The 18,196-nt window shown below is 69.6% G+C and carries 17 protein-coding genes and 1 tRNA gene; 6 read left to right on the forward strand and 12 right to left on the reverse strand.

All coding sequences use genetic code 11. The features are described 5' to 3' along the window. Window position 1 precedes the first annotated feature (1 nt). From mutL to ASE10_RS01385, 4 genes are all read right to left on the reverse strand, one after another. Window positions 2-1,834, reverse strand: a complete 1,833-nt coding sequence (mutL, locus tag ASE10_RS01370) for a DNA mismatch repair endonuclease MutL (RefSeq protein ID WP_055899896.1) — start codon at window positions 1,832-1,834, stop codon at window positions 2-4. A gap of 158 nt (window positions 1,835-1,992) precedes the next feature. Further along, window positions 1,993-3,585 carry an N-acetylmuramoyl-L-alanine amidase gene (locus tag ASE10_RS01375; RefSeq protein WP_157480977.1) on the reverse strand — a complete coding sequence of 531 codons (1,593 nt, stop codon included), beginning with the start codon at window positions 3,583-3,585 and terminating at the stop codon, window positions 1,993-1,995. Window positions 3,586-3,714: 129 nt separating this feature from the next. Continuing rightward, entirely contained in the window at window positions 3,715-4,251 is a 537-nt protein-coding gene (gene tsaE / locus ASE10_RS01380) for a tRNA (adenosine(37)-N6)-threonylcarbamoyltransferase complex ATPase subunit type 1 TsaE (protein WP_082559517.1), read from the reverse strand. An 8-nt stretch (window positions 4,252-4,259) separates the two neighbouring features. Further along, window positions 4,260-5,750: a bifunctional ADP-dependent NAD(P)H-hydrate dehydratase/NAD(P)H-hydrate epimerase gene (locus ASE10_RS01385; RefSeq protein WP_055899902.1), complete on the reverse strand. Its 1,491-nt coding sequence runs from the start codon at window positions 5,748-5,750 to the stop codon at window positions 4,260-4,262. 25 nt (window positions 5,751-5,775) lie between these two features. On the opposite strand from ASE10_RS01385, the gene queG reads away from it, so the two are divergent. After that, window positions 5,776-6,870, forward strand: coding sequence for a tRNA epoxyqueuosine(34) reductase QueG (gene queG / locus ASE10_RS01390; protein ID WP_055899905.1), 1,095 nt, complete (start codon window positions 5,776-5,778; stop codon window positions 6,868-6,870). Window positions 6,871-7,302: 432 nt separating this feature from the next. Here queG and pgi read toward each other — a convergent pair whose 3' ends face one another. The 6 genes from pgi to pcnB form a co-directional block, all read right to left on the reverse strand. Further along, window positions 7,303-8,820, reverse strand: coding sequence for a glucose-6-phosphate isomerase (gene pgi, locus ASE10_RS01395; protein ID WP_056101705.1), 1,518 nt, complete (start codon window positions 8,818-8,820; stop codon window positions 7,303-7,305). Window positions 8,821-8,828: 8 nt separating this feature from the next. Beyond that, complete coding sequence (gene panD, locus ASE10_RS01400) at window positions 8,829-9,209, reverse strand: aspartate 1-decarboxylase (protein WP_055899911.1); 381 nt, start codon at window positions 9,207-9,209, stop codon at window positions 8,829-8,831. A gap of 110 nt (window positions 9,210-9,319) precedes the next feature. After that, window positions 9,320-10,168: a pantoate--beta-alanine ligase gene (gene panC / locus ASE10_RS01405; protein ID WP_055899914.1), complete on the reverse strand. Its 849-nt coding sequence runs from the start codon at window positions 10,166-10,168 to the stop codon at window positions 9,320-9,322. A gap of 142 nt (window positions 10,169-10,310) precedes the next feature. Continuing rightward, window positions 10,311-11,144, reverse strand: coding sequence for a 3-methyl-2-oxobutanoate hydroxymethyltransferase (gene panB, locus ASE10_RS01410; protein ID WP_055899917.1), 834 nt, complete (start codon window positions 11,142-11,144; stop codon window positions 10,311-10,313). Between the two features lie 64 nt (window positions 11,145-11,208). Next, entirely contained in the window at window positions 11,209-11,709 is a 501-nt protein-coding gene (gene folK, locus ASE10_RS01415) for a 2-amino-4-hydroxy-6-hydroxymethyldihydropteridine diphosphokinase (protein ID WP_055899920.1), read from the reverse strand. Then, complete coding sequence (gene pcnB, locus ASE10_RS01420; protein WP_055900224.1) at window positions 11,706-13,076, reverse strand: polynucleotide adenylyltransferase PcnB; 1,371 nt, start codon at window positions 13,074-13,076, stop codon at window positions 11,706-11,708. Before pcnB ends, folK begins: the two co-directional genes overlap by 4 nt. Window positions 13,077-13,232: 156 nt before the next feature. On the opposite strand from pcnB, the gene ASE10_RS01425 reads away from it, so the two are divergent. Beyond that, window positions 13,233-13,308, forward strand: a tRNA-Glu gene (locus ASE10_RS01425). 180 nt (window positions 13,309-13,488) lie between these two features. Continuing rightward, window positions 13,489-13,812 carry a ferredoxin FdxA gene (fdxA, locus tag ASE10_RS01430; RefSeq protein ID WP_055899923.1) on the forward strand — a complete coding sequence of 108 codons (324 nt, stop codon included), beginning with the start codon at window positions 13,489-13,491 and terminating at the stop codon, window positions 13,810-13,812. An 89-nt stretch (window positions 13,813-13,901) separates the two neighbouring features. Here the strand turns inward: fdxA and ASE10_RS01435 are convergent, their stop codons facing one another. Both ASE10_RS01435 and dapA read right to left on the reverse strand, forming a co-directional pair. Beyond that, entirely contained in the window at window positions 13,902-14,420 is a 519-nt protein-coding gene (locus ASE10_RS01435; protein ID WP_055899926.1) for a hypothetical protein, read from the reverse strand. Between the two features lie 20 nt (window positions 14,421-14,440). Further along, window positions 14,441-15,346 carry a 4-hydroxy-tetrahydrodipicolinate synthase gene (gene dapA / locus ASE10_RS01440; protein ID WP_055899928.1) on the reverse strand — a complete coding sequence of 302 codons (906 nt, stop codon included), beginning with the start codon at window positions 15,344-15,346 and terminating at the stop codon, window positions 14,441-14,443. Between the two features lie 106 nt (window positions 15,347-15,452). Here dapA and ASE10_RS01445 point away from each other — a divergent pair, with 106 nt between their 5' ends. The 3 genes from ASE10_RS01445 (at window position 15,453) to ASE10_RS01455 (ending at window position 18,124) form a co-directional block, all read left to right on the forward strand. Beyond that, window positions 15,453-16,091 (forward strand): glycine cleavage system protein R, encoded by a 639-nt coding sequence (locus ASE10_RS01445; protein ID WP_156087727.1) that lies wholly within the window; start codon window positions 15,453-15,455, stop codon window positions 16,089-16,091. A gap of 16 nt (window positions 16,092-16,107) precedes the next feature. Continuing rightward, window positions 16,108-16,590, forward strand: coding sequence for a peroxiredoxin (locus tag ASE10_RS01450; protein ID WP_055899934.1), 483 nt, complete (start codon window positions 16,108-16,110; stop codon window positions 16,588-16,590). 136 nt (window positions 16,591-16,726) lie between these two features. Further along, window positions 16,727-18,124, forward strand: coding sequence for a PhoH family protein (locus ASE10_RS01455; protein ID WP_055899937.1), 1,398 nt, complete (start codon window positions 16,727-16,729; stop codon window positions 18,122-18,124). Window positions 18,125-18,196: the final 72 nt, after the last annotated feature.

The raw sequence follows: 18,196 nt of genomic DNA on the forward strand, positions 1-18,196 counted from the left end.
CTTAACGTCCTCGCAGGAACCAGCGGTCGATTTCGGACAGGCTGAAACGGGCCCAGGTCGGCCGGCCGTGATTGCATTGGCCGGAACGCTCGGTCGCTTCCATTTCGCGCAGCAGCGCGTTCATTTCGGGCAGGGTCAGACGGCGGTTGGCGCGCACCGCGCCGTGACAGGCCATGGTCGACAGCAGCTCGTCGCGCGCGGCGGCGACCCGGCGCGATTCGCCGTGTTCGCGCAAGTCGGCGAGCACGTCGCGCAGCAGCGCCTCGACGTCGCCGTGCGCGAGCAGGGCCGGCACCGCGCGCAGCGTCAGCGACTGCGGGCCGCTGCGGGTCACGTCGAAGCCCAATGCGGCCAGGGTGTCGGTTTCGCGCTCGGCGACCTCGGCCTCGCGTTCGGACACCGCCAGCGTCGCCGGCACCAGCAACGGCTGGGTGCGCAGGCCTTCGCCGTCGTGCGCGGCCTTGAGCTTCTCGTAGCCGATGCGTTCGTGGGCGGCGTGCATGTCGACCACGATCAGGCCTTCGGCGCTTTCGGCCAGCACGTAGATGCCGTGCAGCTGGGCGACCGCATAGCCCAGCGGCGGCAGGCTGGCGTCGTCGCTGTGCGGCAGCGCCGGCCGCGGTGCGCTGTCGAACCCCGGCGTCGGTGCGTAGCTGGGATAGGACGGCGCGGCGACGGTACCGTTGGGCGCGCCGTACAGCGCGGCGTAGCCGGCGCGGGTTTCCTCGACCTGGAAGCCCAGCGGCCGGGTCGGCGCGCTCCAGTTGTACGAGGGCTGCGCATCGGTCGTCTGCACCATCGCGCCGGTATCGGCGTGAGCCGGCAGCGGCGCGGCGCCGGCACGGGTCTCGGCCAGGGCATCGTGCAGGGTGCGGTAGACGAAGTCGTGGATCAGGCGCGAATCGCGGAAGCGGACCTCGTGCTTGGCCGGGTGCACGTTGACGTCGACCCGGCGCGGATCGAGTTCCAGGAACAATACATAGGCCGGCTGACGGCCATGGAACAGCACGTCGGCGTAGGCCTGCTTGACCGCATGCGCGACACTGCGGTCGCGCACCGCGCGGCCGTTGACGTAGAGGTACTGCTGGTCGGCGCTGGCGCGGTTGTACGCGGGCTGCGCGATCCAGCCGTGCAGGCGTAGGCCGGCGCCGCTGTGGTCGACGCGCAGCGCATTGCGCGCGAACTCCTCGCCCAGGGTTTCGTTGATGCGCGCGTCCGAAAGCAGGTCGCCCTCGCCTTTCCAGCGCCGCGAAGGCTTGCCGTTGTGGGAGACGCGCAGTTCCACGTCCGGCCGCGCCAGGGCGAGCTGGCGCAGCCATTCCTCGATGTGGCCGAGTTCGGTGCGTTCGGCCTTGAGGAACTTGCGCCGCGCCGGCACGTTGAAGAACAGGTCGCGCACTTCGACCGTGGTGCCCTGCGGATGCGGCTTGGGCGCGACCGCGCCGACCCGGCCGCCGTCGACTTCCAGGCTAGCGCCGTGTTCGGTGTCGATCCGGCGCGAGACCAGGGCGAAACGGCTGACCGAGGCGATCGACGGCAGGGCTTCGCCGCGGAATCCCAGGGTGGCGACGCCTTCGAGGTCGTCTAGGGAGGCGATCTTGCTGGTCGCGTGGCGCGAGATCGCCAGCGGCAGTTCGTCGGCGGCGATGCCGGCGCCGTCGTCGCGAATCCGGATCAGGCGTACGCCGCCCTCTTCCAGGTCGATGTCGATGCGCATGGCGCCGGCATCGAGCGCGTTCTCGACCAGTTCCTTGACCACCGAGGCCGGGCGCTCCACGACCTCGCCGGCCGCGATCTGGTTGATGAGGGTGTCGGGAAGTTGACGGATGGCCACGAATGCGGACGCCGCAGCGGCGCCAGGAAAGGATCGAAGCCGATGATAGCGGTTAGGCCGCGGCTTCCGCGATCCGTTTTACGCTTTCGCGACGCAGGACCGCACTCGCGATCGCCAAGCCGACACCGGTCGCGACCGGTATCGCCCGCATGGGCCGATCAGGGGCTGCCGCCGCCCGCGCCCATCGCCACCGGCTCGGCCTCGGCGCGCGCGGCGTACATCGTGCCCGGCGGCGGTTGGCGGGTGAAATAGGTGTTGACGCCGTCGAGCACGGCGCGGGCGAGCGCGCGCTGGTGCGCGGGATCGGTCAGGCGGCGCTCTTCGTCCGGATTGGAGATGAAGGCGGTCTCGACCAGCATCGCCGGCATGTCCGAAGTCCGCAGCACGGCGAAATTGGCGCGCTCGATTTGCGGCTTGTGGTTGCTGCCGACGCGCTTGAGGCCGTCCAGCACATGCGCGGCCGCGTCTTCCGAGGCCTTCATGTGGCCGCTCTGGGTCAGGTCCAGCAGCACCGAGGTCAGGGTGTTGTCGGCTTCCTGCAGGCGCACGCCGCCGACCAGGTCGGCCGAGTTTTCCTTGTCCGCGAGCCAGCGCGCGCGCTGCGAGGACGCGCCCTTCAGCGACAGCACGTAGACCGAGGAACCCTTGGCGGCGCGATTTTCGGCGGCGTCGGCGTGGATCGAGACGAACATGTCGGCCTTGGCCTGGCGCGCCAGCTGGGCGCGACGCGGCAGCGGGATGAACACGTCGCTGTCGCGGGTCAGGTAGGCCTTGAGGCCGGGCGTGGCGTTGATCTGGCGCGCCAGTTCGCGCGCGATCGCCAGGGTCACGTCCTTTTCGCGCTTGCCGGCCTGGCCGATCGCGCCGGGATCCTGGCCGCCATGGCCGGGATCGATGGCGATGATGAGCGGGCGCATGCCGCGGCCGCGCATCACGTCCCTCATGGTCTTGACCGCGCCGGGCGTGACGGCCTCGACGGCCGACGGCGGCGGATTATTCGCGGCGACGCCGGGCATCGGCGTCGGCACGCCGGTCGCGACGCGGGTGGGCACGCCCGTGGCAATACGGGTGGGCACGCCGGTGGCGACGGTGGTCGGCACCTGCAGCGGCGGCGCGGCGATGGCGGGCGCAGCCGCCGGCGGCGCCGCGGCCGGCACCGAGGTAGCGGCCGCGTTGCGTGCAGCGAGTTCGGAAATCAGGCGCGTGGTCGCGGCCGCGGACGCGGCGGCCTGGTCGACACCGCTGGTTGCGGACACGGTGGCGATGGCGGTCGGCGGCGTGGCCGTCGGCGGCGCAGGCGCGCGCTGTGCGGGAATCGAAGGCGCAGTAGCTGGCGGTGCGGAAGTCGTCGGCGCGGTCGGCGCGGCGGCAACGGCTTGCGGCTCGGCGCCGTCGCCCGGCCATTCCAGCACCAGGCGCGCGCCGTTGGCGCCCGGCTCGATGCGCGGCTTGAGCGCCGCGACCGGCTGGGCGAGATCGAACACGATGCGCACGGTGCCCGGCGCAGGCTGGCCGGTGCGTACCGATTTGACGATGCCGGTGCCGGCCGGCAGGCGCAGGCCCTTGGCCAGCGACGAGGCCGGCAGGTCGACCGCGAGGCGGTCCGGGCCCTTGAGCGAGATCAGCTTGAATTCGGTGCCGCGGTCCAGGGCGATCTCGGCGCGGGTGCCGGTGGCCCCGGTGCCGAGTTCCAAGCCCTTGATTTCACTGGCCTGCGCGAGATTCCAGGCCAGCGCCGCAAGCAGCGCCATGCCGAGCAGGAATTTCTGGACGGTGGCCCCTTTTACGCGCATGGGCGGTAGTCAAGCACCAGGGCGCGATAAAAGCAAGCACTTTTCCCTTACGAATCCGGCACCTGCCGCCACTTCCTGTGGAAACGTTCAGGAGTCGGCCGCAAGCTCCGGGGTGGCGACCGCGGCCCGGACCCAGTCCCGCCCCGCCGCCGAGCCCGGCACCAGCCGGGCCGAACGCCCTGCCCCGGCCACCGCCAGCTCCACCCGCAAGTCGGCCGGCGGCAGCGCGCCGCGGCCGCGGTCGGGCCATTCGATCAGCCACAGCACCGCTTCGTCGCCGTCCAGGCCGAGGAATTCCAGTTCGCCGGCATCGCCGATGCGATACAGGTCCAAATGCCAGGCTTCGCCGCCCGCCGCGAGCGGATAACGCTCGACCAGGGTATAGGTCGGACTGCGGATCGCGCCCTGCACGCCCAGCGCGCGCAACAAGGCGCGCGCGAGCGTGGATTTTCCGGCGCCGAGATCGCCGCTGAGATGCACGACGGCGCGCGCCGGCCGCGTGCGCGCGAGCGCGGCGCCCAAGGCATCGGTGGCATCGGCATCGGACAAGGTCAGCGCGAACGCATCGTGTTCGTACGCATCGTGTTCGTACGCGGTGGCGGTCGTAGGCGTATTCGACGACATCGGCGACGCTACTCCGGATTGGCCAGACGCCGCAGCCACGGCATCAGATCGGTGGGCAACAAACCGCGTTCGCCGCCGTCGCGCGCAGCAGCATCGCCGGCGGCGGAATGCAGCAGGGCGCCGCAGACTGCGGCATCGAACGCATTCAATCGCTGCGCACGCAAGGCGGCGATGGTACCGCTGAGCACGTCGCCCATGCCGCCCACGGCCATGCCGGGATTGCCTGCGGCGATCACGCAAGGCTCGAGATCGGGCGCGACCACGATGGTGCCCGCCCCCTTCAACACGATCGCGCAGCCGTAGCGATCGCGCAACGCGCAAGCCGCGGCGAAACGATCGGCCTGCACCTGCGCGGTGTCCATACCGAGCAGGCGCGCCGCTTCGCCAGGATGCGGCGTCAGCACACTGTCTTCGCGCAGGCGTCGCGGCTTTTGCGCCAACAGATTCAGCGCGTCGGCGTCGAGCAATAAAGGCATTCCGCTATCGAGCGCGCAGGCATACAGCTCCCGGCCCCAATCCGCCTGCCCCAGGCCGGGGCCCAAAGCGACGAAGTCCGCGCGTTGCAAAGCCTCGCGCAACTGGGCCGCATCGCGCACTTCGCGCGGCATCGCTTCGGGCAAACGGGACAGCAGCGCGGTCACATGCTCGGCACGCGTGGCGACTTCGACCAGACCGGCGCCGCTACGCAGCGCCGCTTGCGCGCACAACACGATCGCGCCGCCGCTGCCGTGATCGCCGCCGACGCAGAGCACGCGACCGTTGCGGCCCTTGTGACTGTCGCGCGAGCGCGGCGACAGCCAGCGGCGCAGATCCTGGGCGCGCACGGCTCGCGCGACGGGCGCGCGATCGAATGCACCGGGTCCGATCTGTAAATCCGCCAGGGTGCGCTCGCCGATATGGTCCAGCGCCGCGCCGGTGGTCAAACCGATCTTGCGCGCGATGAATTCGATGGTGCAGTCCGCGACCACGGCCGGGGAATACGCCGCGCCGCGATCGGCATCGATGCCGCTGGGCACGTCCAAGGCCAGCACCGGCGCCGGCTGCGTATTGATCGCTTCGATCAGTACCGCGGCCTGGCTATCTGGCGCGCGCGACAGACCGATACCGAATAAAGCATCGACCACGACATCGGCCCGCAGCGCGCCGCCGTCGTAGATCTCGCTGCGTCCGCCGGCGTTTGCGTAGTCGCCGGCGGCGCGGCGTGCGAGATCGCTGCGCGGCGCATGCGCGCCCAGATGCAGCACGCACACGTCGCGCCCGCCCGCATGAGCATGAGCGGCCAGTACGTAGCCATCGCCGCCGTTGTTGCCGGGCCCGCAGACCACCACGATCCGCTGCGCCGACGGCCAACGCCGCAGCAACTCGCGCCAGGCCGCCGCGCCGGCGCGGCGCATCGGCTCGAACGCGTCGCCGAGCTCGGCGGCCGCGCGCGCCTCGGCCACGCGCAGGGCGGCAGCGTCGTAAAGAGCGGAATCGTCGGCAAAAACGGGCACTGGCATCGCACGATTCTATACTTGCCTCATCGTGAGCCCGCACCCCGCCAGCCCGGAACCGACACCCGCCGCCGCACCCGACTACGCGGCGCTGGCCCTGCGTATCCGCGATCTGGCGCGCGAGCTGGGTTTTCAGCGCTGCGGCATCGCCGGGATCGAATTGGGGCCGGACGAGGACTATCTGCGCGACTGGCTGGCCCAGGGCCTGTACGGCTCGATGGACTGGATGGCGCGCCACGGCGAGCTGCGTTCGCGGCCGCAGGAGCTGATCCCGGGAACCCTGCGGGTGATCTCGGTCGGCCTGGACTACGGCCGCAACGACGACGACGACGCCTGGGCCACCCTCGCCGACCGCGAACGCGCCTACGTCGCCCGCTACGCGCTGGGCCGCGACTATCACAAACTGATGCGCCAGCGCCTGCAGCGTCTGGCCGACCGCATCGGCGAGACCGTGGGCCCGTTCGGGCATCGCGTATTCGTCGATTCGGCGCCGGTGCTGGAACGCGCCCTGGCGCGCAACGCCGGCCTGGGCTGGATCGGCAAGCACACCTGCCTGATCGACAAGGACGGCGGCTCCTGGTTTTTCCTGGGCGAGATCTACGTCGACCTGCCGCTGCCGGTCGACGCGCCGGCCAGCGCGCATTGCGGCACCTGCGTGCGCTGCATCGAGGTGTGCCCGACCCAGGCCATCGTCGCCCCGCATCGGCTCGATGCGCGCCGCTGCATCGCCTACCTGACCATCGAGCACGAAGGCGCGATCCCCGAGGAACTGCGGCCGGCGATCGGCAACCGCATCTTCGGCTGCGACGACTGCCAGCTGGTCTGCCCCTGGAACAAGTTCGCCAAGCGCACCGACGAGCCCGACTTCCGCGCCCGCAACGATCTCGACCGCGCCAGCCTGGCGCAGCTGTTCGCCTGGAGCGAAGCCGAGTTCCTGCAGCGCACCGAAGGCTCGGCGATCCGCCGCAGCGGCCACGAGCGCTGGCTGCGCAACATCGCGGTCGCGCTGGGCAATGCGCCGGGGACGCCCGAGGTGATCGATGCCTTGCGCTCGCGCCGCGACGCCGACAGCGCGGTGGTGCGCGAGCACGTGGAGTGGGCGCTGGCGCGGCATGGCGTCGATTGAGATTGCCGCAGGCGCTTTGGGGTAGGAGCGGCGTAAGCCGCGACCGAAGATTCGCGAGGCGCCGCGAGCGTCCCTATTACGAGGCGCTCCCGACGTCAGTCGCCATTCGACTGCGCTCGCAGCGCCGCGAAGTCACTTGACCCCCGCCTTCGCGGGGATGACGAGCTATAGAGCGTCGCTACGCAGGTCGATCGCGGGACGCCGCGGTGCGCCTTTGGCTTACCGCACCCCGCGGGTAGGGATGCCCGCCTTCCGAAATGACGAGCTGTGAAGCGTAGGGTGCGGTGATAACCGCACCGTTGCGATGCCGCGACCGGGGGATGGATCGCGGGACGCTGCGATGCGCCGTTGGCTTACCGCACCCTACGCCAACCTGCGCGCCATGCTTTGGCGACCGGACGATCATCTGTGGGCCGCGCTATGGCGGCCGCCTCAACCGCGCAGCTGCAGAATCAACTCGCGCGTAACCGGATCCTCAGCCTCGGCCTCACCGGACAGCGCCGGCAGCAGACGGCTGGCGACCTGCTTGCCGAGCTCGACGCCGAACTGGTCGAAGGCGTTGATGTCCCAGAACACCGACTGCAGGTAGACGCTGTGCTCGTACAGCGCCAGCAGCGCGCCCAGCGAACGCGGGCTAAGCGCGTCGAGCAGGATGGTGGTGCTCGGCCGGCCGCCGGCATAGGCGCGGTGCGGGTCGTCGCTGGCCTGGCCGTTGGCGAAGGCCTCGGTCTGCGCCAGCAGGTTGGCCTGCAGCGCGCGATGATTTTCGGGATACGGCGCATCGGCGCGGATCACGCCGATGAAATCGCCCGGCACGATCGAGCTGCCCTGGTGCAGGGCCTGGAAGAAGCTGTGCTGGGTGTCGGTGCCGACGCCGCCCCACCACACCGGCACGGTGTCGCCGACGATGGCGCTGCCGTCCAGCCGCGTCGACTTGCCCAGGCTCTCCATCACCAGCTGCTGCAGGTAGTTCGAAAGCAGCTTGAGGCGGTCGTCGTAGGCCAGCACGGCCTGGGTCGCGTAACCCAGACCGTTGCGGTTCCAGACCGAGGTCAGCGCGTGCCAGGCCGCCAGGTTGCGCGGCGGCGGCGTGTCGAGCACGTGCGCGTCCATTTCGGCGGCGCCGTCGAGGAAGGCCTCGAACGCGTCCATGCCGATCGCCAGCGCGATCGGCAGGCCGACCGCCGACCACAGCGAATAACGCCCGCCGACCCAGTCCCACATCGGCAGGATGCGTTCGGGCGGAATCGCGAACGCGGCCGCGGGACGCTCGACGTTGGCGCTGATCGCGTACAGGCGATTGCCGGCGTGCGCGCCCAGCCAGTCGCGGACCACGCCGCCGTTGAGCAGGGTTTCCTGGGTGCCGAAGGTCTTGGAGATCAGCAGCGCGGCGGTGCGCGCCGGATCGAGGCCGGCCAGGGTGCGCTGGGCGGCGTGGCCGTCGACGTTGGACAGGAAGTGGACCCGGAAACGGCCCGGGACGGCGCCGCTGAGCGCGTCGGCGGCCAGGCGCGGCCCCAGATCGGAGCCGCCGATGCCGACGCTGACGATGTCGGTGACGTCGCTGGCGGACAGTTCGTCGACGATCGCGCGCATGCGCTTGCGCGCCTGCAGCGCCTGGGCGTGGGCGTCGCGCGCGACCTGCGCCTGGGAGAAATCGCCGCGCAGCGCGGTGTGCAGCGCCGGCCTGCCTTCGGTGATATTGACGGTCTGGCCGTCGAACAGCGCGCGCAGGCGCGGGCCGAAGCCGGCGCCTTCGGCCGCCGCGAACAGCGCGGCCAGGGCCTCGCGGTCGTAGTGCTGGCGCGCGAAGCTGGCGTAGACCGGGCCGACCCGCAGCGCGAAATCCTGCGCGCGGGCCGGGTCGGCGGCGATCAGCTGCGGCAGCCCGGTGCGGGCGACGCGCCCCGCCTGGGCGCTCAGTGGGCTCAGTCGGGATTCGTCGCTCATGCGTTCTCTCAGGCCGCCTGGGCCGGCATGGAAGTGTTGGTGTGGGTCAGCTGGTTGTGGCGGTCGACATAGACCAGGGTCGGCTTGTACTTCGCCGCTTCGGCCTCGTCGCAGACGCCATAGGCGCAGATGATGACCAGATCGCCCGGCTGGGCCCGGTGCGCGGCCGCGCCGTTGACCGAGATCACGCCGCTGCCCTCTTCGCCGCGGATGGCGTAGGTGACGAAGCGCTGGCCGTTGTTGACGTTGTAGATGTGGACCTGTTCGTACTCGCGGATGCCGGAAATATCGAGCAGGCGGCCGTCGATCGCGCAGGACCCTTCGTAGTGGAGCTCGGCGTGGGTGACCGTGGCGCGGTGGATCTTGGCCTTGAGCAGGTTGAGTTGCATGTTCTTAACTCCGTCCGCGGACGCGCGGGCGCGAAAAACCGAAGTCTAGCAGCGCATGGCGCGCTGCAACATCGGCGGGACCGACCGGCCCTGGAACGGTGTATCCGCGTTCAGGCGGCGAATTCGAGGTTATCGATCAGGCGGGTGCGGCCGAGCCGGGCCGCGATCAGGGCGACCCGTGGCGCGTCGGCCGCGCCGGTCTCCGGCAGGCCCAGGTCCTGGCGCCGGATCGCTGCATAGTCGACGACGAAGCCGGCCGTTTCCAGGCGCAGCGCGGCTTCGGCCTCGACCGCATCGCGCGGGGTGCCGGCCTGCAGCGCCTGCCGCATCCATTGCAGGCAGCGGTGGATCTCGGCCGCGCGCGGGCGCTCCTCGGCGGACAGGTATTGGTTGCGCGAGCTCATCGCCAGGCCGTCGGCCTCGCGCAGGGTGTCGCCGGCGACGATCTCGATCGGGAACGCCAGGTCATGCACCAGATAGCGGATCACCGCCAGCTGCTGGTAGTCCTTGCGCCCGAACACCGCCACGTCCGGCCGCACCTGGTTGAACAGGCGCGCGACCACGGTGGCGACGCCGTCGAAATGGCCGGGGCGGTGCGCGCCCTCCAGGCCATCGGTGACGTGCGGCACCTGCACCTGGACGGTGGCCTGCGGCCCGTAGGGGTACATGGTTTCGACCGACGGCAGCCACATCAGGTCGGCGCCGGCCGCGGCCAGGCCGGCGGCGTCGGCCTCCGGCGTGCGCGGGTAACGGCCGTAGTCCTCGTTGGGGCCGAACTGGGTCGGATTGACGAACACGCTGACCACGACCCGGTCGGCGCGTACGCGCGCCAGTTTCACCAGCGAATGGTGGCCGGCGTGCAGATTGCCCATGGTCGGCACGAAGGCCACGCGCAGGCCTTCGCGACGCCAGGCGTCGATGGTGGAACGCAGTACGGCCAGATCGTCGACGGTCAGCATGTCTTGCTCGTGGATAAGGTGGAGGCGGCGAAATCCGGTGGCGCCGCCACCGCAGGCTGCGGATTACACGCCGATACGGCGGCGATCACAACGGCCGCGCGCGCAACGCTGGGTTCGACCGGCTGGCTTCAACTGGCTGGCTTCAACCGGCGTAGGAATGCGCCTCGTCCGGGAAGCGGCGCTCGCGTACGGCGTCGGCGTAGGCCCGGAACGCGCCCTCGATCGAGCCGCCTTCGGCGAGGAAATCCTTGACGAACTTGGGCCTGCGGTGGCCGGAATTCACGCCCAGCAGATCGTGCAGCACCAGCACCTGGCCGTCGCATTGCAGGCCCGCGCCGATGCCGATGGTCGGGATCGCGAGATCGGCGGTGATCGCGGCGGCGACCGGATTGGGCACGCATTCCAGCACCAGCAGCGTGGCGCCGGCGTCCTGGACCGCGCGCGCATCCTCGCGCAGGCGCGCCGCAGCGGCTTCGTCGCGGCCCTGGACCTTGTAGCCGCCCAGGCGCAACACCGACTGCGGGGTCAGGCCCAGATGCGCGCAGACCGGAATCTCGCGCTCGACCAGGAAACGGATCACCTCGAGCTTGTGGCCCGCGCCTTCGAGCTTGACCATCGCCGCGCCGGCCTGCAGCAGCGCGGTCGAAGCCTCCAGCGCGCGCTCGGGCGTGGCGTCGGACTGGAACGGCAGGTCGGCGATCAGCAAGGCCTTGGACAGGCCGCGCGCGACGCAGGCGGTGTGGTAGGCGATGTCGGCCACGCGCACCGGCAAGGTGCTGTTGTGGCCCTGCACCACCATACCCAGGGAATCGCCGATCAGCACCAGGTCGATGCCGACCGCGTCCATGCTGCGCGCGAAGCCGGCGTCGTAGCAGGTCAGCATGACCAGCGGGCGGCCTTCGCGCTTGGCGTCGGCGAGCATGGGCACGGTCCAGGCGGTCTTGCGCGGGGTGTCGGTGGGGGCCGAGGTGTACATGGTCGGTGGGTCTCGCCCGGCCGATCGCCGGACGCTCGCGGGGGGTAGCCCTATAACTTAACGCCTAAGCCAGCGTTTGTATGTCGCCCGGTTCGAGTCCGGCCAAGGCTTCGCGCGCCGGCCCGATGCCGGGAATGTGCGCATCCGGCGCGATTTCGAGCAGCGGCAGCAGCGCGAACGCGCGCTCATGCAGGTGCGGATGCGGCACGCGCAGACCGGGTTCGTCGAGACTGCGCTGTCCGTACAGCAGCAGATCCAGGTCCAGCGTGCGCGGGCCCCAACGGTCGCTGCCGTCGTCGCGGCGGTCGCGACCGGCCTCGCGTTCGATCGCCAGCATCGCCGCCAGCAGGGCCTGCGGCGACAGTCCGGTCTCCAGCATCGCCGCGGCATTGACGAAATCCGGCTGCGCGGTCACGCCCCAGGCCGGCGTGCGGTACAGCGAGGACGCGCGCAGCAGGCGCGTGCCCGGCAACTCAGCCAGGGCCGCGAACGCGCCGCGCAGGATCGCGGCGCTATCGCCCAGGTTGCTGCCCAGGCCGACGAACGCGACCTCGGCCGGGTTCATTCGCCGTCGTGGCCGACCGCACCGGCCTCGGCTCCGCCGCCGCTACGGCGACGGCGGCGGCGCTTGCGCGGCGCGGCGCCCGGTTCCGCGTCGGACGGCGGCTGCGCGTCCAGCTGCGCGGCCAGTTCGTCGTCGGGTTTGCCCTGGGCTTCGCTCCAGAACGCGACATCGGCCGCATGCTCGTCGGACGCGGCCAGGCGCAGGTTGAGGAAATCATAGGCAGCGCGGAAACGCGGATGCGACAGCAGCCGGAATACGCGCTTGCGCTGGCGCTGGGAGAAGCGCGTCTGCAGCAGCCAGATCTCCTGCATCGGCAGGGAGAAACGCCGCGGCAGCGCGATCGTTTCCAACTGGTGCACGGTGACCCGGTCGGCGGCGCGGCGCTGGGCTTCGACCGCATGCATGCCCTGCGCCTGCAGCGCCATCAACGCGCGGCAATAGGCCGGCCACAGCAGCATCGCGAACAGGAACGCCGGCGACACCGGCTCGTCGTTGGCGACGCGGGTATCGGTGCCCTGCAGGCCCTCCAGCAGCATGCGCCGCAGAGCGCCGCTGCGATTGGACTTGAGCGCGGCCGCGGTCTCCGGCAGCAGCGCCGGCAACAGGCCGTAACGCTCCAGGCCGAGGAAGCTCTGCACCGCGTGCCCGGACAGGAACAGCTTCAGGCATTCCTCGAACAAACGCGCCGGCGCGGCTTCGCTGAGCAGCGAGGCCAGGGCCGGGATCGGCGCCGCGGTCGCGGCCTCGATCTCGAAGCCGAGTTTGGCCGCCAGGCGCACCGCGCGCAGCATCCGCACCGGGTCTTCGCGGTAACGCGTTTCCGGATCGCCGATCAGGCGCATCAGGCGGTTCTGCACATCCTCGAAACCGCCGACGTAATCGCGCACCGAGAAATCCTCGACCGCGTAGTACAGCGCGTTGGCGGTGAAGTCGCGGCGGACCGCGTCGTCCTCGATGCTGCCGTAGACGTTGTCGCGGACCAGGCGGCCGCCGTTGTCGGTCTCGCGATCGCCGCTGCCGTCGTCGATGTTGGCGCGGAAGGTCGCGACCTCGATGATCTCGCGGCCGTAGACCACGTGCGCCAGGCGGAAGCGGCGGCCGATCAGGCGGCAGTTGCGGAACAGGCCCTTGACCTGCTCCGGGGTGGCGTCGGTGGCGACGTCGAAGTCCTTGGGGTGGCCGCCGACCAGGATGTCGCGCACGGCGCCGCCGACCAGGTAGCCGCCGAAGCCGGCGTCGCGAAGTCGGTACAGCACCCGCAGCGCGTTGGGACTGATCTCCTTGCGCGAGACGTTGTGCTGTTCGCGCGGGATCACCCGCAGCATGGGATGGACGTGGTCATGACCGTTGGGATTTTCGGGCTGCATCGAGCGGTCGTCGCCGCGGTTGGGATCGTTGCTGCGGGGCAGCGGATCGCTGTGGGGAGGTGAACGGCGGCCGGTCGGAACCGGTTGCCGAGCGCTATTCAGCCCCATATACTAGCAGGCCGCATACGATTGAGAGTCGGATGCGGGTTTACCTCAGCTCCCTTCGTCTAGAGGCCTAGGACGTGGCCCTCTCAAGGCTAAAACACGAGTTCGAATCTCGTAGGGAGCGCCAAATCTTGAAAGCCCGCGCAGCGATGCGCGGGCTTTTTCTTTAGTACAGGCGGCTTTACAGGCGCTGCAGGCGCGGCGATGAGAGTCGCTCGCAACAACGCCGGGCGGCCGCGAAACGCTAGGTTTGCGCCCTCGCCTGTCGCTAAACTAGCCACGCCGACCATCCACGGAAGACCGTTCCATGCCCTTCGTCGTCACCGAGAACTGCATCAAGTGCAAGTACACCGACTGCGTCGAGGTGTGCCCGGTCGACTGTTTTCACGAAGGCCCGAATTTCCTGGTGATCGATCCGGACGAGTGCATCGACTGCACCTTGTGCGAGCCGGAATGCCCGATCAATGCGATCTATCCCGAGGACGACGTGCCGGCCGGACAGGAGGCGTTCGTGGCGCTCAACGCCGAACTCGCCAAGGCCTGGCCGGTGATCACCACGCGCAAGGACGGCCTGGCCGACGCCAAGGACTGGGAAGGCAAGCCGGACAAGCTCGACCTGCTCGAACGCTGAGCCCAGGCGCGGCGGCAGTCGCCGACGCCGAAACCGCATACGAAAACGGGCGTCCAGGGCGCCCGTTTTCTTTGCGGCATGGCAGCGGATTACTTGCTGCCGATCGCTTCCTTCAGCGCCTCGATCAGCTTGACCGGCTGCTCGCCGGTGGCCGGCAGGCCGCGCGGATCGACCGCGGACACGTAGGCGCCGGCTTCGACCGCGCTCACCCGGACCAGGAAGTTGGCGCCTTCGTAGTTGACGTCATAGGCACCCAGCAGCTGAGCACGGCTGGCGATGGTCAGGCCGTCGACCTTGGCCAGAGCGGTACCGACCTTGGCATAGGCGTCGTCGCGGCTGCCGGCGGTGGTGAAGCCGATCGGCGAGGCGGCGGTCGGGGCCGCGACCGGCGCACGTTCGGACGCGCTCACCGAACCGTTCGGCACCGCCATGGCACCGTCGGTGCGCGGACGGTCGAGGTCCGGCGGCACTTCCAGCGGACGCTGTTCGGGCGTTTCGGAGTACAGCGGATTGGTGCCCTTGCGGAACCAGCTGCAGCCGGCGGTGGCGACCAGGCCGATCAGCAGCGCGCCGACAGCGACGCGGGACAGGGAAACGTTGGAACGCATGGGCAAATCTCCTGCGGGGTTCAGGCCGCGAGCGTAGCGCGGCAGTCGTGTTCGAGTTCGCTTGCCAGCGCATGGACGCTGGCGGCGGCATCGTGGTGGGCAGCCGACAGGGTCGTCAGCGGCAGGCGCAGGCCGTGGCCGATGCCCTGGCGGGCGAGTATGGCCTTGACCGGGATCGGGTTGGACTCGATGCCCATGAAAGCGTAGACCGGCGCCAGGCGCGCGTCCCAGGCCAGGGCCTCGTCGCGGCGGCCGGCGCGGGCCAGGTCGGCGAGACGGCGGAACGCGGCCGGCAGCACGTTGGAGGCGACCGAGACGATGCCGTCGGCACCGGCCAGCATGGCCCGGCAGGCGGTCGGATCGTCGCCGCTGAGCACAGCGAAGCCGGAATCCTGGAAAGCGAGCAGCGCACTCATGCGCTCGGGCTCGCTCACCGCTTCCTTGATGCCGATGATGCGCGGATGACCGGCGAGCTGGGCCACGGTCTCGGGCAGCAGGTCGCAGCCGGTGCGGCCAGGCACGTTGTACAGCACCACCGGCAAGGCGCCGTCGTCGGCGATCGCGCGGTAGTGGGCGACCAGGCCGGCCTGGGTCGGGCGCACGTAGGGCGGCGCGACCACCAGCGCAGCGTCGGCGCCGAGCGCAGCGACGCGGCGGGTCAGCTCGATGGTTTTGGCGGTGTTGGACAGGCCGGTGCCGGCGAGCACCGGAATCCGGCCGCCGACCTGCTCCACGGCGGTGCGCAGCAGGGTGTCGTATTCGGGATCGTGCAGGGCCGCCGCCTCGCCGGTGGAGCCGGCGACCACGATGGCCTGGGTGCCGCCGTCGAGCTGCGCGGCCAGCAGGGCGCGCCAGGCGTCGAGGTCGAGTTCGCCGGCCGCGTCGAACGGCGTGGCCAGCGCGGTGATGCTGCCGGAAAGTCGCAAGGGAGGCCTTCGCGCAAAGCGCTGTGTGAGCGGCGGCACGATACGCCGCCAATAACGCATGTTACCGCCTAGCGATGTTACTTGCGGGCCGAAAGCGCGGGCAAGTATGCTGGCTTCAAGCCGCAGCCCGTGCGCGGGCCGCCGTTCAGTATCCGAGCCACCCGCTCCCCTTGCAGGCGCCGCCTTGACCGATTCCGCTGCCCGGCCGTCGCCGAACGAAAACCACCTCCTGATCAACGCCTATACGACGCATCCGGAGTCGCCGCTGCTGTCGGTGACGCGGCGGATCGCCGATTCCGGCTGCAACCTGGTCGACGCGCGCCTGTCCACGGTGGGCCGCGACGTGTCCGTGACCGCGCTCGCGGTTGGCTCCTGGGACGCGGTCGCCAAGCTCGAAGCCATGCTCACGCGCCTGGAGCGCGAGGAAGGCCTGAAGCTGGTCTGGTACCGCACCGGCCCGAAACAGGTGCAATCCAACCTGTTGCCCTACATCGTCGAAGTGGTCGCCGCCGACAAGCCGGGGATCCTGTTCCAGCTCGCCGACTTCTTCGACCGCCAGGGCATCACCATCGAGAGCCTGCACTGCTCGCGCTACCGCGCCATGCAGACCGGCGCCGACATGTTCTCCGCGCAGGTGACCATCGGCGTACCGTCGAGCATGCACATCGCCGCATTGCGCGACGATTTCCTGGAGTTCTGCGATCACCTGAATCTCGATGCCATCATGGACCCGATGAAGTTCTAAGGATCAGACAGCACGCATGCTCGACACCGGCGACCGCCTCGACAAGACCGTTTCCTCCCTGCCCCTGGCGCTGTCCAGCGGCGAGACCGCGAAACTGAAGGACTACGCCGGCCAATGGCTGGTGCTGTACTTCTACCCCAAGGACAGCACCCCGGGCTGCACCACCGAGGGCCTGGACTTCAACGCCCTGCTGGCCAAGTTCAAGAAGCTCGGCGCCAGCGTGCTCGGCGTGTCGCGCGATTCGGTCAAGTCGCACCAGAACTTCTGCGCCAAGCAGGGCTTCAAGTTCGACCTGATCAGCGACAAGGACGAAGCCCTATGCCAGGCCTTCGGCGTGATCAAGGAAAAGAGCCTGTACGGCCGCAAGTACATCGGCATCGAACGCAGCACCTTCCTGATCGACCCCAAGGGCGTCATCGCCCAGTCATGGCGCCCGGTGAAAGTGCCCGGCCATGCACAGGCCGTGCTCGACGCGCTGAAGGCTGCACAAACCCAGTGACCGTCGCCCCGTCACCCGTTCTCCGCCGTCCCGCCCCGCGGGCCACGGCGGCGCCGCCCTGCCCGCACGGCGGCGTCCCCGAGTTCCACCCGTCGTATCCGCACAGCGCCGTACCCACCTGCCACGAGGCATCGGAATGACCCGAAGCAAGCGCATCTACGTCCTCGACACCAACGTGCTGATGCACGACCCCACCGCGCTGTTCAAGTTCCAAGAGCACGACGTCTATCTGCCGATGCAGGTCATCGAAGAGCTCGACAACGGCAAGAAAGGCACCTCCGAAGCCAGCCGCAACGCGCGCCAGGTCAGCCGTTTCCTCAACGAACTGATCGAAGCCGAGGGCACCGACAAGATCGCCGTCGGCCTCACCCTGAAGCGCCCGCAGGGCCTGCAACTGCGCGGCGAGCAGAGCATCGGCAAGCTGCGTTTCCAGACCGAGGCCTTCGACAGCGGCAAGCGCTTCGGCGCAGTGATCCCGGACAACCACATCCTCGGCGCGATCCTCGCCCTCAAGGAGAGCGAGCCCGGCGCGCCGGTGGTGTTCGTGTCCAAGGACATCAACCTGCGGATCAAGGCGGCGATCGCCGGGATCGCGTCGGAAGACTACGAGAACGACCGCGCGCTCGACGATTTCAGCCTGCTCTACACCGGCGCGACCGCATTGCCGGAAGACTTCTGGCAGCGCCACGGCAAGGACCTCAAGTCCTGGACCGAGAAGGGCCGCACCTACTACGAGATCGCCCGCACCAAGGACGACGACTGGTATCCGAACCAGTTCCTGTTCCTGCCCGGCGACGAAGAATCCGAACTCAAGGTCAGCAAGGTCGGCGACGACCGCGTGACCCTGCAGATCGTCGACGACTACCGCCACAACCAGCATGCGGTGTGGGGCATCATCGCGCGCAACCGCGAACAGAACTTCGCGCTCAACGCGCTGATGGACCCGGAGATCGACTTCGTCACCCTGCTCGGCACCGCCGGCACCGGCAAGACGCTGTTGGCGTTGGCGGCGGGCCTGGCCCAGACCATGGACCAGCAGCGTTACCGCGAGATCATCATGACCCGCGCCACGGTCAGCGTCGGCGAGGACATCGGCTTCCTGCCCGGCACCGAGGAGGAAAAGATGACCCCGTGGATGGGCGCGCTCACCGACAACCTGGAAGTGCTGACCCACAATCAGGACGGCGGCGCCTGGGGCCGCGCGGCGACCAACGACCTGCTGGCCTCGCGGATCAAGATCCGTTCGATGAACTTCATGCGCGGCCGTACCTTCCTCAGCCGCTGGCTGATCCTGGACGAGGCGCAGAACCTGACGCCCAAGCAGATGAAGACCCTGATCACGCGTGCCGGCCCCGGCACCAAGATCGTCTGCCTGGGCAATGTCGAACAGATCGACACGCCCTACCTGACCGAGACCACGTCCGGCCTCACCTATGCCGTCGACCGCTTCAAGGGCTGGGCGCACAGCGCGCACGTGACCCTGCGCCGCGGCGAGCGTTCGCGCCTGGCCGACTATGCTTCGGAAGTGCTGTAAGCCCTGAAACAAGCCCAAAAAAAGGAAGCCGGCCTCGCGGCCGGCTTCCAGGTACCCGCATCCTTGCGCTCG

It is taken from the genome of Lysobacter sp. Root76 (assembly GCF_001428685.1).
Lineage (GTDB): Bacteria > Pseudomonadota > Gammaproteobacteria > Xanthomonadales > Xanthomonadaceae > Lysobacter.